This window comes from Bradyrhizobium sp., assembly GCF_049691595.1.
In the GTDB taxonomy this organism is placed as follows: Bacteria; Pseudomonadota; Alphaproteobacteria; order Rhizobiales; family Xanthobacteraceae; genus Bradyrhizobium.
This window is the reverse complement of the sequence record NZ_JBAVNZ010000181.1, coordinates 1-15,096: the sequence shown is the minus strand read 5'-3', so window position 1 is coordinate 15,096 and position 15,096 is coordinate 1. Positions and strand designations below refer to the sequence as shown.

General features: G+C 63.4%; 14 protein-coding genes and 2 pseudogenes. 13 read left to right on the top strand and 3 right to left on the bottom strand.

Translation table 11 applies throughout. From position 1 onward, the window contains the following. The 9 genes and pseudogenes from WCE35_RS08335 to WCE35_RS08295 form a co-directional block, all read left to right on the top strand. A pseudogene (locus tag WCE35_RS08335) lies at positions 1-263 on the top strand (NUDIX hydrolase); the annotation flags it as partial. 144 nt (positions 264-407) lie between these two features. Continuing rightward, complete coding sequence (locus WCE35_RS08330) at positions 408-1,718, top strand: ABC transporter substrate-binding protein (protein WP_424592871.1); 1,311 nt, start codon at positions 408-410, stop codon at positions 1,716-1,718. A 31-nt stretch (positions 1,719-1,749) separates the two neighbouring features. Next, positions 1,750-2,517 (top strand): ABC transporter ATP-binding protein, encoded by a 768-nt coding sequence (locus WCE35_RS08325; RefSeq protein ID WP_424592870.1) that lies wholly within the window; start codon positions 1,750-1,752, stop codon positions 2,515-2,517. Between the two features lie 3 nt (positions 2,518-2,520). After that, on the top strand, positions 2,521-3,225 hold the full coding sequence (locus WCE35_RS08320) for an ABC transporter ATP-binding protein (RefSeq protein ID WP_424592869.1): 705 nt from the start codon (positions 2,521-2,523) through the stop codon (positions 3,223-3,225). A gap of 434 nt (positions 3,226-3,659) precedes the next feature. Further along, the gene (locus WCE35_RS08315; protein ID WP_424592872.1) at positions 3,660-4,538 is read left to right on the top strand and encodes a branched-chain amino acid ABC transporter permease; all 879 of its coding nucleotides are present in this window, start codon (positions 3,660-3,662) and stop codon (positions 4,536-4,538) included. Continuing rightward, positions 4,535-5,537, top strand: a pseudogene (locus WCE35_RS08310) (branched-chain amino acid ABC transporter permease); the annotation flags it as partial. The gene WCE35_RS08315 and the pseudogene WCE35_RS08310, both read left to right, overlap by 4 nt. Beyond that, entirely contained in the window at positions 5,509-6,441 is a 933-nt protein-coding gene (locus WCE35_RS08305; protein WP_424592868.1) for a polyphosphate kinase 2 family protein, read from the top strand. The pseudogene WCE35_RS08310 and the gene WCE35_RS08305, both read left to right, overlap by 29 nt. Positions 6,442-6,548: 107 nt before the next feature. After that, positions 6,549-7,832 carry an alpha-glucosidase/alpha-galactosidase gene (locus tag WCE35_RS08300; RefSeq protein ID WP_424592867.1) on the top strand — a complete coding sequence of 428 codons (1,284 nt, stop codon included), beginning with the start codon at positions 6,549-6,551 and terminating at the stop codon, positions 7,830-7,832. 7 nt (positions 7,833-7,839) lie between these two features. Further along, positions 7,840-8,649, top strand: coding sequence for an HAD family hydrolase (locus WCE35_RS08295; RefSeq protein WP_424592866.1), 810 nt, complete (start codon positions 7,840-7,842; stop codon positions 8,647-8,649). A 37-nt stretch (positions 8,650-8,686) separates the two neighbouring features. Here WCE35_RS08295 and WCE35_RS08290 read toward each other — a convergent pair whose 3' ends face one another. Both WCE35_RS08290 and WCE35_RS08285 read right to left on the bottom strand, forming a co-directional pair. Beyond that, entirely contained in the window at positions 8,687-9,430 is a 744-nt protein-coding gene (locus tag WCE35_RS08290; RefSeq protein WP_424592865.1) for an endonuclease/exonuclease/phosphatase family protein, read from the bottom strand. 293 nt (positions 9,431-9,723) lie between these two features. Next, positions 9,724-9,981 (bottom strand): hypothetical protein, encoded by a 258-nt coding sequence (locus WCE35_RS08285; RefSeq protein ID WP_424592864.1) that lies wholly within the window; start codon positions 9,979-9,981, stop codon positions 9,724-9,726. 381 nt (positions 9,982-10,362) lie between these two features. On the opposite strand from WCE35_RS08285, the gene WCE35_RS08280 reads away from it, so the two are divergent. The 4 genes from WCE35_RS08280 to WCE35_RS08265 all read left to right on the top strand — a co-directional run bounded on the left by WCE35_RS08280 (position 10,363) and on the right by WCE35_RS08265 (position 14,463). Next, on the top strand, positions 10,363-10,500 hold the full coding sequence (locus tag WCE35_RS08280) for a hypothetical protein (protein WP_424592863.1): 138 nt from the start codon (positions 10,363-10,365) through the stop codon (positions 10,498-10,500). Continuing rightward, positions 10,497-11,486 carry an ABC transporter substrate-binding protein gene (locus WCE35_RS08275; RefSeq protein ID WP_424592862.1) on the top strand — a complete coding sequence of 330 codons (990 nt, stop codon included), beginning with the start codon at positions 10,497-10,499 and terminating at the stop codon, positions 11,484-11,486. The genes WCE35_RS08280 and WCE35_RS08275 overlap by 4 nt, the downstream gene beginning before the upstream one ends. A 77-nt stretch (positions 11,487-11,563) precedes the next feature. After that, positions 11,564-12,448, top strand: coding sequence for an ABC transporter substrate-binding protein (locus WCE35_RS08270; protein WP_424592861.1), 885 nt, complete (start codon positions 11,564-11,566; stop codon positions 12,446-12,448). 455 nt (positions 12,449-12,903) lie between these two features. Further along, a complete protein-coding gene (locus WCE35_RS08265) occupies positions 12,904-14,463 on the top strand; it encodes a 2-isopropylmalate synthase (RefSeq protein ID WP_424592860.1) in 1,560 nt (519 codons plus the stop codon). A 70-nt stretch (positions 14,464-14,533) separates the two neighbouring features. Here WCE35_RS08265 and WCE35_RS08260 read toward each other — a convergent pair whose 3' ends face one another. Further along, positions 14,534-14,839 (bottom strand): BA14K family protein, encoded by a 306-nt coding sequence (locus WCE35_RS08260; RefSeq protein WP_424592859.1) that lies wholly within the window; start codon positions 14,837-14,839, stop codon positions 14,534-14,536. Positions 14,840-15,096 lie beyond the last annotated feature (257 nt).

Sequence of the window (15,096 nt, the reverse complement as noted above, 5' to 3'; positions counted from 1 at the left end):
AGGAGGAGACGGGCCTTGCCCCGGCCGACTATCGCAGCGCCGCGCATTGGCACTGCATCTTCACCGGACCTGCCGTCGCCATGATCAAGATCCTGCATGTCGATATGCCGGGCGATGCGTTGCGCGCTAGGATCGAGACCAATCTCGCGTGCCAGCCATCGCCCGAACTGACCGCGATTCACCTGGTGCGCGGGACGGGCGATCTCACCGCCGCGATGCCGCGCTTTGTCACGGCATTCGTCGAGGCGCATCTGTCGAGGTAACCCTTAAGTTGCGAGCTCGGGTCGGCGCGAAGCCGGCCTGCGCCGGGCGGACGCATTCTATTGCGCTTGACATCGGTCGGCGCTCCCCCTGTGATAGGCCCAATAAGACCAAAACGCAGTGCACAATCTTCCAGGGAGGTTTTTATGCCGGTGCGCAGAGCTGCACGCCTGCTTGTTGGGCTATGTGCCGCGGTGGCGGCGATGGGCATGGCGGTCGCCGCCCACGCCCAGGAAAAGAAAATCAAGATCGGCGTGATCTATGACCTGACCGGCCCGCTGGCGGGCGGCGGTTCGGAGCTGCAGTACATCGGCGCCAAGATCATGCTCGACCAGTACGCCAAGACCGGGGTCGAGGGTTACAAGATCGAGGCGGTCTACGCCGACGCCCAGAGCAAGCCCGATATCGCCATCAACGAGGCGGTTCGCCTGGTCGAGCAGGAAAAGGTCGATATGCTGCTCGGCTTCTTCTCCTCGGCGCAGTGCGTGCCGGTGGCCGCCCGGGTCGAGCAGCTCAAGAAGTTCATGTGGATCACCACCTGCATATCCTCGGCGGTGCTGGCGGACAAGAATTACAAATACGTGTTCCGGCCACAGGCGAGCGGCGACCAGTTCGGCATGATGACGATGGATTTCATCGCCCAGAACGCCCAGGCCAAGTTCGGCAAGGAGCCGAAGGAGCTGCGGGTCGCCATCATCCACGAGGATGGCGCCTATGGCGTCGACGTGTCGAAGGGCAACGAGGCCGGCGCCAAGAAGGCCGGCTTCAACATCGTCATGAAGGAAGGCTATTCGGCCACCGCGCCCGATCTCTCCGCGCTCGTCACCAAATTGAAGCGCGCCCGGCCCGACGTGGTCTTCCACACCGGCTACAACCCGGACATCACGCTGTTGCTGCGCCAGGCGCGCGAGCAGGGGCTGAAATTCGGCGCGCTGGTCGGCCACGGCGCGGGCTACGGCGTCTATGAGAAGCTGAAGGAGGGTCTCGGCGGCGATGTCAACTATGTCTTCAACACCGACCCGATCTCGATCTGGCTGGCCAACCAGAAATCCATGGACGCCAGGCTGCCGCCGGTCATCAAGATGGTCGGGGAGGAGTTCGACAAGGTGAAGCCGGGCGTGGCGATCCGCTCGGCCCATGTCGGCATGGCGGCATCGAACACCTACGTCTTCCTGACCGAGGTGCTGCCGCGCGCGATCAAGAAATACGGCGGCGTCGATCCCGATGCGCTGCGCAAGGCCTCGCTCGAGGTCGACCTTCCCGAGGGCGGCACCATGCTCGGTTTCGGCGTCAAATTCTTTGGCGAAGGCACGCCGATGGCCGGCCAGAACGAGCGCTCGTTCCCGGTGGTCATCCAGTATGTCGACGACAAGTCCTATGTGGTGTGGCCGAAGAGCCAGGCGCAGCGCGACGCCGTGCTGCCTTTGCCGAAAGGCACCACCTTCAGCAACCAGTAGGTCGGGCGCCGGCTAGCGGAGTATTTTTGGGGTGCTGACGGTCAGCGGGTTGGTAAAGCGCTTCGGCGGCTTCACCGCGGTCAACAACGTGTCGTTTCAGGTCGAGCAGGGCGAAATTCTCGGCCTGATCGGCCCGAACGGCTCGGGCAAGAGCACGATCTTCAATATGCTCTCGGGCACTTTCGCTCCGTCGGCGGGCTCGATCGAGTTCGCCGGTTCGGAAATCGCAGGGCTTGCGCCGCACCGGATCATCAACCGCGGCATCGGCCGCACCTTCCAGATCCCGCGGCCGTTTCACCGGCTCAGCATCTTCGAGAACGTCGCCTTGGCCGGTTACTACGGTCAGGGCAGCCACAGCCGGGCCGGGGCCGACCAAGCCGCGGAACGGGCGCTCGGCATGGTCGGCCTGCCGACCGACCGTCACGCCAGCGTCGACGGGCTTGGCGCCGCCGGCCTCAAAAAACTCGAACTTGCCAAGGCGCTGGCGACCGGGCCAAAACTTCTGCTCGCCGACGAAAGCCTCGGCGGGCTCGACGAGACCGAGATGGATGCGGCCGCCGACATGCTGCGCAAGATCCGCGACGAGCTCGGCATCACCATCATCTGGGTCGAACATATCATGGGCGTCTTGATGCGCGTGGTCGATCGCGTGATGGTGCTCGATCACGGCGAGAAGATTTCCGAGGGCCTGCCGGCCGAGGTGGCGGGCGATCCGCGGGTGATCGAGGTCTATCTCGGCACCGACGCGGATTCGAGCCAGGTCGCCGCCGCCGAAGCGCGCCGCCGCGCGGGGGCTTAAGGCATGCTCGAACTCGAATCGGTCGATGCGGGCTATGGCAGCTTTCAGGTGCTGTTCGGCGTCAGCCTGGAGGTGAAGGCGGGCGAGGCGGTCGGCGTGATCGGTCCGAACGGCGCCGGCAAGACCACCTTGATGCGGGTGATCTCGGGCCTGATCCGGCCGACCAAAGGCTCGATCACGATGGAAGGCGCCGATGTGCTGGCGACGCCGGCGCATCGCATCGTCAGTCTCGGCATTGCCCACGTGCCGGAAAATCGCCGGCTGTTTCCGCGGCTGACCGTCGACGACAATCTGAAGATGGGCGCGTTCATGCCGGGCGCCCGCGCCAGATATACTGAGCGGCTGGAATTCGTGTTCGATCTGTTTCCCCGCATGAAGGAACGGCGCGGCCAGATGGCCGGGACGATGTCGGGCGGCGAGCAGCAGATGTGCGCGATCGGCCGCGCGCTGATGTCGAACCCGAAACTCTTGCTGCTCGACGAGCCGTCCGCGGGCCTGGCGCCGGTCGTGGTGCAGCAGGTGTTCGAACTGGTGAAGCGGATTCGCTCAAGCGGGCTCACGGTGCTGATCGTCGAACAGAACGTGCAGCAGGTGCTGCGCGTGGTCGATCGCGCCTATCTGCTCGAGGCAGGCCGCATCCGCGCCTCCGGCACCTCGGCGCAGATGGCGGAAAGCGACACCATCAAACAGGCATATCTGGGAGTCTAGGGGATGATGGTTGGGCTGGCGACTGCGAAGCAACTGCGCTCCCTCTCCCGCTTGCGGGGGAGGGCTGGAGTGGGGATGCCGCCGCGATTCGCACCGTTCGCGCGGAGCGAGTTTCCCCACTCGCATCGCATCATTCGATGCGATGCGACCTCCCCCGCAAGCGGGAGAGGTGAGTGATGCAGGCATTTCTGGATATTTTCGACGTCTATCTGCTCGAGGCCGTCATCAACGGCATCCTGCTCGGCGGGGTGCTGGCGCTGTTGGCGCTCGGGCTCAACCTGATCTTCGGCGTCATCGACGTGACCTGGATCTGCTATGCGGAGCTGGTCATGATCGGCATGTACGGGATGTATTATCTCGTGCAGGTATTCCACTTCCCCTACTGGGCGGCGGCGCCGCTGACCATCATGCTGGTCGCTGTCCTCGGGGCGGCGCTGCATTACATCGTCATCGCGCCGCTGTTGACCGCGCCGCCGATCAACCAGCTGCTCGCCACCGGCGGCGTGCTGGCGCTGCTGGCGCTCGGGCTGAACCTGATCTTCGGCGTCATCGACGTGACCTGGATCTGCTACGCCGAACTGGTCATGATCGGCATGTATGGCATGTATTATCTGGTCCAGGTCTATGGCGTGCCGTACTGGGCGGCGGCGCCGCTCGCCATTCTTCTGGTCGCGGCGCTTGGGGCGGCGCTGCACGCCATCGTCATCGCGCCCTTGCTGACGGCGCCGCCGATCAACCAGCTGCTCGCCACCGGCGGCGTCCTCTTCATCCTGCAGAGTTTTGCCACCGTCGCGTTCGGCATCGATTTCCGCAACCTCGGCATCCGCCTGCCGGTGCTGGTGTTCGGCGAGATGCATTTCAGCTATGCGCGGCTTCTGTCGTTCGCCGCCGCGCTGATCGGCATGGTCACGGTCTATCTGTTCATGACGCGCACCTTCACCGGCACGGCGATCCGCGCCATCGCGCAGGATCGCCAGATCATGTCGCTGATGGGCGTCGATACCAGGCGCATCTACCTCGTCACCTCGGCGCTGGGCGGCGCGCTCGCCGGTCTCGCAGCCTGTCTCCTGGTGCTGCAATACGACGTGCATCCCTTCGTCGGCCTGTCGTTCGGGCCGATCACCTTCCTGATCTGCGTGCTCGGCGGGCTCGGCAATTTCGTCGGCGGCTTCATCGCGGCGTTCGTGTTTGCCGAGATCATCTCGCTGGGCGGCCTGTTCTCCGACCTCGAATGGGGCTACGTGCTCGCCTTCGCCTTTTTCATCGTCATGATGTTCATCCGGCCCGCCGGCCTGTTGGCGAGGCGCTCGTGAAGGCGCGGCAAGCCGGCTGGCTGGCCGCGCTGGCGGCGCTAATCGCGCTGCCTTTCGTCTATCGCGACCCCTATCATCTACACATCCTGGTGCTGATCCTGATCTGGTCGTTTGCCTATACCTCGTGGTCGATCATGGGCCGTTTCGGCCTGGTGTCGCTCGGGCACGGCGGCTTCATGGGCGTCGGCGCCTATGTGACGGCGCTGTTGTGGAACCATCTCGGCGTCTCGCCATGGATCGGCATCCCCGTCAGCATGGTGGCGGCGGGCGCGCTTGCCGTGGTGGTGGCCTATCCCTGCTTCCGCTTCCGCATCACCGGGCATTATTTCGTGCTGGTGACCCTGGCCTTGTCCGGCATCGTGCTGCAGGTCATCACCGCCACGCGCGACTACACCGGCGGCTCGCTCGGCTATACGCCGAACCGCACCACCGGCAATCATTTGCTCGCGCTCCAGTTCGACGACAAGACGACGTGGTACCTGATCGCGCTCTTCATCTGGGTTCTGGGATTGCTGATCTGGCGCTGGGTCGACCGCAGCATGAGCCGCTACGCCATGGAGGCGATCTCCGAGGACGAGGACGCGGCGGCCGCGGCCGGCGTCAACGTCACCGCCGAAAAGCTCAAGATCACGCTGGTCAGCGCGCTGATGACGGCGCTGGCAGGCGCGCTTTATTGCCAGTACCAGATGTTCATCTCTCCCGACACCGTCAGCGGCATTGCGGTGTCGCTGCAGATGGTGTTTGCCGCCATCGTCGGCGGCGTCTACGTGTCGCTCGGACCGACCGTCGGCGCGATCATCACCATCATGCTGGCGGAGATTTTGCGCATCGGGTTCGGAACCAGGGCGGTCGGATGGGACAACCTCGTCTACGGCGTCCTGCTGGTGCTGTTCATCATCTTCCTTCCCAGGGGCATCCTTGGTAGCGTGATCGGGCGACTGAAGGCGCCACGCAAGACAGCATTGAGGCCATGAGCAAGAAATCAAGGCAACCGCTCGCCGACGAGCTAAAACCCTTCATCGCGCCGTTCCGTTTCGACGGCTCGGGCAAGTTCCATCTGAAGTCGCACAAAACCGATGCGAGGGGCGGGCTCGACAGGGAAAAGGCGCAAGCAATTCTCGAAGCCAATCGGAAACGGTTGAACGATTTTCAGGAAAGGCTTTACGCGCAGGACCGCTGGTCGCTGCTCCTGATCTTTCAGGGCATGGATGCCGCGGGCAAGGACAGCGCGATCAAGAGCATCTTCGAGGGCGTCAATCCGCAGGGCTGCGAGGTCTATTCGTTCAAGCAGCCGACCTCGCACGAACTCGATCACGATTTCATGTGGCGCTGCATGATCGCGCTGCCGGAGCGGGGCCGCATCGGCATCTTCAACCGTTCCTATTACGAGGAATGCCTGGTGACGCGGGTGCATCCGGAATTTCTGGCGAAAGAGAAGATTCCGCCGCGGCTCGTCACCAAGAATATCTGGCGCGAACGCTTCGAGGACATCGCCGCGATCGAGCGTTACCTTGCGCGCAACGGCACGGTGATCCTGAAATTCTTCCTCAATATTTCCAGGGAGGAGCAGCGCAAGCGGTTCCTCGACCGGCTGGAACAGCCGTCGAAGAACTGGAAGTTCTCGATGGGCGATATCGCCGAGCGCGCGCTGTGGCCGCGATACCAGGCCGTCTATCAGGACATCGTGCGGCACACCTCGACGGCGACGGCGCCCTGGCACGTCGTGCCGGCCGACCACAAATGGTTCGCCCGCGTGGTGATCGGCTCCACTATCGTCGCCGCGCTCGACAGGCTCGATCTGCATTTCCCGAAAGTCGACAAGGCGGAGCGCAGCGAATTCAAGCAGGTGCGGGAGGCGCTCGAGGCGGAAGGGAAGGGCGGAGGGAAAAAGGCGGCGAAGTAGGGGGCAAGGTGCGCTAACCCTGATGGCGGCACGCTTTCGCTTTGCCCGCCCTTGTATATGCTGGACCAACATGAACGGCGCAGCAACGTGCCGCCACGGAAGCGAACATGACCGCGGTCACCAAAATCGTCTTTCTTGGCGCGAGCAGCGCATCGTTCGGCATCAGCATGTTCCGGGACCTGTTCTCCAGCCATGATCTGGCCGGCAGCACCCTGATCCTGGTCGGCAGGAACGTCGACCGGCTCGCGCGCGCCGGGCGCCTTGCAAGAATGCTGAACGAGAGATCGGGCGCGGGATTGAAGATCGAGTGCACCACCGATTGGCGGGCTGCCTTCGACGGCGCGGCGTTCGTCGTCCATTCGACCGCGATTGATCGGAACCGGCTCTGGAAGCTCGATTTCGAGGTGCCGCGCAAATTCGGCATTCGTCACACCTTGGGAGAGAACGGCGGCCCGGGCGGATTGTTCTTCACGCTGCGCACCTTGCCGGTCGTTTTCGATTTTGTGCGCGAAATGGAGCTGCGCTGCCCGCAGGCGCTGTTCCTCAACTTTTCCAATCCGGAATCCCGCATCGTTCTGGCCTTGGGCCAATACAGCAAGATCCGCACCATCGGTCTGTGCCACGGAATTTTTCTGGCGCGAAACCAGGTCGCCTCCATCCTTGGATTGCCTGCCGAACGGGTCGAGGTGTGGGGCGCGGGTCTCAATCATTTCCAGTGCCTGATGCAGATCCGTGATCGGGAGACCGGCGACGACCTGTATCCGCTGTTGCGCGAAAAGGAGAAAGTCCACGATCCGTCGGTTTCTCCGCTGACCCGGAATCTGTTTCGCGCCTTCGGTCATTGGCTGGGCTGCGGCGATGGCCATGTCGGCGAATACCTGGCGTTCGGCTGGGAGGCCGGCGAGGGCGGATACAATTTCGAATGGGACGAAAGCGAGCGGGCGAAACTGGACCGGCTGATCGACGACGTGCTTTCGGGAACGGCGGAGATTCCGGCGTGGTGGCTGACCCCATCGGGCGAGCGCGCCGTCACCATCATCGCGGCGGTCCTGCATCACCGCAAGCAACTGATCGAATCGGGCGTGGTCTATAATCAGAAAGCGATTCCGAACCTCCCGGCCAGCGCCGCCGTGGAAGTGCCGGTCATGGCAGACATGGCGGGCATTCATCCGGTTTCGCCCGGCCCGTTGCCCGATCCCGTCGCCAAACTCATGGCCGTTCAGGTCAACGTGCAACAATTGGCCGTCGAGGCGGCGGTACATGCTTCGAAGGAGCTGGCGTTGCAGGCGCTGCTGATCGACCCTGTCGTTAATTCCGCAACCGCTGCCGTCCAGTTGCTTGACGAGCTATGGGATGTAAACCGGCCCTATATCCGAAAGTGTATCGGGTGAACCGGCCATGGAGCGCCCGAAAGCGCCATCACCCGCCATCGCAGCATCCCGACCAGACTCCGCCGGTCCCGGAAAGAGTCCGACCACGCCCGCGAACATGCATGTCGGCAATGTCGGGCCAATCCGCGCGATCCTGTTCGACAAGGACGGGACCCTCGTCGATTTCCAACGCACCTTCGGGCCGGCGGTTCAGGCGGTGATGCGGCGTCTCGCGGGCGGCGACCGCGCCGCCTACGAGCGCCTGGTGGTGGCCAGCCGTTTTGTCGAAGCCGGGCAGCGTTTCCTGCCGGATTCTCCCCTGATCGCCGAGCCGACCCGCGTCTATGGCGCGCTGTGGGCCACGGCGCTTGGGCGGCCTGCGAACACCGGGTTCTTTGCCGAGATCGACCGGCTTCTGTGCGATGCGACGACCCGGCATCTGGCGGCGGTCGGCGATCCGAAGGCGCTCCTGACGTTTCTCGCCGCCCGCGGCTATCGGCTCGGAATGATGACCAATGACGCCGAAATCACCGCACGCGCTCACGCGCGCAAGCTCGGCCTGGATCAATATCTCGAGTTCGTTGCCGGATATGATTCCGGCTTCGGCGCCAAGCCGGACCCCGGACCGGTGCTCGCATTCGTGCATGCCGTCGGCGTGCCGCCTTCCGAAACGGCCGTGGTCGGCGATACGGTTCTGGACCTTGCCGCGGCCCGCGCGGCGGGCGCCATTGCCATTGGTGTCCTGACCGGCCCCGCGCCATATGCAATTCTGGCACCTCATGCCGACGCGCTCTTCGCCTCGCCGGCCGAATTCGCCACGTGGCTCGACCGTCGTTGAGCCGCCTTTGACCGACGGACGCAAAGGCGGCCCGGCTTCATGGTCCCCCGATGCCGGTAAGATTGGCGACAACGATGTTGTGATCCGACAGGCCAGCCGCGGGGCAAACCGAAATATCCGCGTCCAGTGCGATGGACGCGCAAAAGAAATCGATCGGCGGCCGGTCTGGCGCCCCGACATAGGTGCCCTGCTTGCTCGCATAGAAACAGGGCAGCGCCTCCCGTATCTCCGCAAGATCGCTGCTCGATGGTGCTGCATTGAAATCGCCGCACAGGATCAGCGGCCCCAGCGTTGCAAGCGGTCGCAGAATGCCGGCAATCTTCTCGGCTTGCGATCGCCGCACGGCGGACGACGACCAATCCCCGGTCGAGGCGAGATGGGTGTTGCCGATGAATATCGGCCCCTGCAGCGGCAGCGCCGCGACCTGCAGGATGCGCGGCTCATGTTCAGCATTGACAACCGAACCGGTATGCTGCGGACCCAATTGGAACGCGGCCATGCGATAGAGGGGGATTCTGGATGCCATCGCGAGCCCGTAATATGCGCGTTTCCCGCCGCCCAATTCCTCCGGCACAAGGGCTGGCGTGAAGTACCAATGATAACCGGACGCATGCCCTGGCCCGTGACCAAACATGGTCGAAAGGTCGGCCGCCGGATCGAGCGAGACTTCCTGCATCGCGCATACATCGATGTCCAACTGCGCAATTTTCGCAGCGACCGCCTCGAAATCCTCATTTGATGCAATATTCCACGTGGCTAATCGGAGGCTATTTTTGCTCACGGTAGCTCCACATAACGCCGACAGGGCGGGGCAGGACAAACAAAGTTTTTGAACGCACCAGAATTTTAAGGGGGCTTGTATGAAGAGTCAGTTGCTTCGGGCGAGTACGCTCGTGGCGGTTATCATCGCCGCTCAGGCGCTGCTGCCCCCAAAGCCACGGCCGCAGAAGATAACCCGGCGAGTCTGGGAGAAACTCAAAAAGGAAAATGCGCGATCGCGAGAGGAACTCGCCGCGTTGCGTGAAAAGGGGATACTGCGAAGTTGGCCAGCAAAATGGCAGCGCTGCCCGGCGTTCAGTCCCGTCCGGCCTCCAGGCCATATTCTCGATAGATCGCCTCAGAATCCCTGCCGGGAAACAGCCGACACTTCGCCTGCGCCAGATGCAGGTTGACACTTCCGGGTGCGCAACCGGCAGTCAAGAGCTTCCTGAGATCGTCCATATGGGGACGCGGCTGGAGTTTTTCTGGAAGCTGTTCAAGCGCGACCAATGCCGTCGCGAGTGCCTGCGTCACCACCCACTCGTCATGGCCCGTGACCCCCTTCCTTGGCATGAGAAAGGCCCTCCGACCGGATCAATATCAGGCAGCAATATGCGGGGTCTTGGGCAAAACTTGAAGCCCAAATAGATGTCCGCGGTTGAGGGATAGACGGAACCGGCTACCTGCCTTGCTGCCAGGATACCGCCCGTTGGGAACCGGGACGGACATGCGACGAGGGGAGTTTGTGGCGGTTGCGTCCCCGTCCCGTCGTTAAACGTAACGCTCTTCACGGCTCTTGTTCCCACACACAAATGTTGGAATACTCATTCGGTTCCAGGGGTTGTCGGGACCATACGGCGACGCGGGTTCATCACCTTCCTGGATGGGGCGTGGCATCAGCTTTGCCTTACAGTTCAACCCACACGGCTCGCCCGCGCTGACGAGTGCAATCCAATGAAGCGGCGCGATCTGCTCAAGGGAGCTCCCGGATTCGCGTGCATGGCGATGACAGGCCGGAGCGGAGCGCAGACGCCGCTCGGGCTGACCATCCCCGACTCCCTCCTCGCTGGTGCCAACGAGGTGATCGAATGAAACGGCGCGAATTCATCAAGGCGATTGCCGGCCTGGCAGCGGCGTGGCCATTCGCGGCGCGCGCGCAGCAGGGCGAGCGGAAGCGGCGGGTCGGCGTCCTCATGGGACTGGCCGCGGATGATGCGGAAGGGCAAGATCGAATCGCGGCGTTCGAGCAGGGTCTGCAGCAATTGGGCTGGACTAACGGCGGCAATCTGCAAATCGATTATCGCCGGGGCGCGGGGGATAGGGATCCCACGCAGAGATACGCGGATGAATTGGTCGCGCTCGCGCCGGACGTCATCCTGGCCTCTGGTGGCTCGGTTGTGGGGGCGTTGCTGCGCGCGACCCGCACCGTGCCAATCGTCTTCACCCAGACCCCTGATCCGGTCGCCGCCGGCTTTGTTACGAGTTTGGCGCGGCCGGGCGGCAATGCCACCGGGTTCACCACCTCCGAATACGGCATCAGCGGGAAATGGCTTGAGCTGCTCAAGGAGATCGCGCCGGGCGTGACACGAGCGGCAGTGCTTCGCGATCCCACCATACCCAGCGGGATCGGCCAGTTCGCCTCAATCCAGTCGGTGGCGCCGTCGTTGGGAGTGGAATTGCGTGCGGTCGACGTGCGCGACGCCAGCGAGATCGAGCGCGACGTCACGGCATTCGCGCGCGGATCGAATAGCGGATTGATCGTGACGTCGAGCGGATTGGCGGCGGTTCATCGCGAATTGATCATCACACTGGCTGCCCGGTACCGACTGCCCGCGGTCTACTCCTATCGCTACTTCGCCACCGGCGGCGGCCTGCTCTCCTACGGGCCTGATCCGATCGACCAGTATCGGCGCGCAGCGGGCTATGTCGATCGCATCCTCAAGGGCGAGAAGCCGGCCGATCTTCCGGTTCAGGCACCGACCAGGTACGAGCTGGCCATCAATCTCAAGACCGCCAGGGCGCTCGGCATCGACATTCCGCCGACGCTGCTCGCGCGTGCCGACGAGGTGATCGAATGAAGCGGCGCGAGTTCCTCGCGGTCGTTGGCAGCCTCGCAGCGGCATGGCCGCTTGCGACCCGCGCGCAGTCCGGAAAGGTGCCGACCATCGGCGTCTTGCTTACCGGTAATCCAGACCCCGAGATCTTTCTGAAGGGTTTTCGTGAAGCGCTCCGCGAGGCCGGTTACGCCGACGGCCAGAACATTCGACTGGAGGTTCGTTCGGCCGAAGGCAACAGCAGCCTTCTCCCGGAGAAGGCTGCCGAACTGGTCGGTCTCAAGGTCGATATCATCGTGGCCTCATTGACACCGGCCATTCAAGCCGCAAAGCAGGCGACCGGCGACATTCCCGTCGTGATGGCGCCGGCCGGCGAACCGGTGGGAACCGGCCTGGTGGCGAGCCTCGCGCGACCGGGCGGAAACGTCACAGGGATGTCCGCGGCGACCGCGGAGCTTGCGGGCAAAAGCCTCGAGCTGGTCAGGGAAGTGATGCCGTCAGCGCGCCGCGTGGCGGTTCTGGCCAACGAGGCCGATCCGCTTGCAAAGCCATTCCTTGAACAGATTGAGCAGGGGGCGCGCACGCTTGGTCTCGAGGTCGATACAATAATGGTGCGGCCGGAGACGCCGTTCGAGGCCGTATTCGACGAGATCGGCAGCAGGAAGGCCGAGGCCCTCATCGTTCAGGGAAGTCTGCAGCAAAGGGAACTGTTTGATCTCGCGATCAGGCATCGATTGCCGTCGTTCTCAAGTAACCGGCAAGTGGCGAACACGGGAGGGTTGATGACCTACGCCGCAAACAGCGCGGAAGTGCAGCGCGGAGCCGTGGGATATGTCGACAAAATCCTCAAAGGCGCCAGGCCGGCTGACTTGCCCGTGATGCAGCCAACCAAGTTTGAGCTCATCATCAACCTCATTACCGCGAAGGCGCTGGGCTTTATCGTGCCACCCGCTCTCATTGCCCGCGCAGACGAGGTGATCGAATGATGTCGCCTTTGTGAAGGTTTGCGGATGCCGGCTCATGACCATGGCGCCGCACTCCAAACGCCATGGACCGCGACGGTTGCGTGAGACAATTAGGTCAACCCGTCTGACCATCTTTTGGCATTGCGGCCGGCCGCATTTCTCGTCTAGAACGACCTCAAGACGTCGTTCCGGCAACGAACCGTCAACGGTTTTGGCCGAGGATTCCGTTCTCAAGGGTCTGGCAATGCTGATTCGCAGCGAAAAGGTTGGAGTTCGGGGAGGGGCGGCTGACGCCGTCCGCGCCCGGGCGCTTCCGGCTGCGTCCCTGCCCACCCTGCGTCTCGGCGGGCTTCTGCTTCTTATCGGCCCCTGAGGGCCGTCTGGGCGGTTTGCGCCTGGGCACTCAGGGGTTCGCGCGAGATCAAAAGCCCTTCAGCGCTCAGACCACGGCGCACCACCCAAAAGGAATTTTTCAGATGCCAACCGCCAGCAAGTCCGAGAAGGACCGCGTCATCATATTCGACACCACGCTCCGCGACGGCGAGCAGTGCCCGGGCGCCACCATGACGTTCGAGGAGAAGCTCGATATCGCCGAAATGCTCGACGACATGGGCGTGGACGTCATCGAGGCCGGCTTCCCGATCACTTCCGAAGGCGATTTTCAGGCGGTCAGCGAGATCGCCCGCCGCGCCAAGAACGCCGTGATCGCCGGCCTGTCGCGCGCCCATCCCAAGGACATCGACCGCTGCGCCGAGGCGGTCAAATTCGCCAGGCGCGGCCGCGTCCACACCGTGATCGCGACCTCGCCGCTGCACATGCGCGTCAAGCTCAACATGACGCCGGAGCAGGTGCTGGATCTCTCGATCGCCAACGTCACCCGCGCCCGCAACCAGATCGACGACGTCGAATGGTCGGCGGAAGACGGCACCCGCAGCGAGATGGATTTCCTCTGCCGCATCGTCGAGGCCGTGATCAAGGCCGGCGCCACCACCGTCAACATCCCCGACACCGTCGGCTACACCGTGCCGGAGGAATACACCCATTTCATGCGCACGCTGATCGAGCGGGTGCCGAATTCCGACAAGGCGGTGTTCTCGGTGCATTGCCATAACGATCTCGGCATGGCGGTGGCGAATTCGCTGGCCGGCATCGCCGGCGGCGCGCGGCAGATCGAATGCACCGTCAACGGCATCGGCGAGCGCGCGGGCAATGCCGCGCTCGAGGAAGTCGTGATGGCGATCAATGTGCGCAACGACAAGTTTCCGTGGTGGAACAGGATCGACACCACGCAATTGACGCGGGCGTCGAAGCTGGTTTCGGCGGCGACCTCGTTCCCGGTGCAGTACAACAAGGCGATCGTCGGCCGCAACGCGTTCGCCCATGAGAGCGGCATCCACCAGGACGGCGTGCTGAAGGACGCCTCGACCTACGAGATCATGCGGCCGGAAATGGTCGGCCTGAAGCAATCGTCGCTGGTGCTCGGCAAGCACTCCGGCCGCCACGCCTTCGTGCACAAGCTGGAGGAGATGGGATACAAGCTGGGGGCCAACCAGCTCGAAGACGCGTTCGTGCGGATGAAGGCGCTGGCCGACCGCAAGAAGGACATCTATGACGAGGACATCGAGGCGCTGGTCGATCAGGAGATCGCCGCCGCCCATGACCGCATCAAGCTGACCTCGCTCACCGTGATTGCCGGCACTCACGGCCCGCAGCGCGCCACCATGAAGCTCGACATCGACGGCCAGACGAAAATCGAGGAAGCCGAGGGCAACGGTCCGGTCGATGCGGTGTTCAACTGCATCAAGCTGCTGGTGCCGCACGAGGCCAAGCTCGAGCTCTACCAGGTTCATGCCGTCACCGAGGGTACCGACGCGCAGGCCGAGGTGTCGGTCCGGCTCGCCCATGAGGGCCGCTCGATGACCGCGAAGGCCGCCGATCCGGATACGCTGGTGGCCTCGGCAAAAGCCTATCTCGGCGCGCTCAACAAGATCGTCATGAAGCGCCAGCGCGACATCCCGGCGGCCGCGGCGGGCTAAGGCCTCCGCCCGTCATTGCGAGCCACCGGGTCGCGCGAATGCGCCCCGGGGTTCAGCTCGCGACAGGCATTCACCGAACTCGATGGCGGCGACCATCAACGCCGAGGAAGGTATCCGTGGCGGGGTCGTAGGAGCGATAGCGCTGGGCCCGGACGGAGCCACCAGCGCCGCCCGTTCCCGCATAGGCATTGTTTGCCGCCGCAGCGCCACCAGGTTGCTCCAGCGCCATTCGGCCTGCGGGAGTTAGCGCCCCTCCATTCAGCACATCCCGATTTGGAAACATCGACTGAAAAGCTGCCGGTTCCTGCGCAAGCGCGGATGTTGCGGAGATCGCCGATATCAGAGCTGTCGCGACAAGCGTCTTGAGTCCGGCCATAGTGATTCTCCATTCTTCCTTGCGCGCAAGAATTCGCGCTGGCGACTGTTGCTTCCGGGGCGCTCCCTCTGGATCTTTCCAGATAGGAAATATTTAGGCATTGCAGCCGAGAAAGCGCGCTGCATGCAGATCACTATTCCGCGAATGCGCAAATCGGTCACCGTAATCGGTAATCACGCGGGTGATTTGCCCGCAGACTCGCTTCACCTCTCCCGCTTGCGGGGGAGGTCGCATCGCATCGATTGATGCGATGCGGG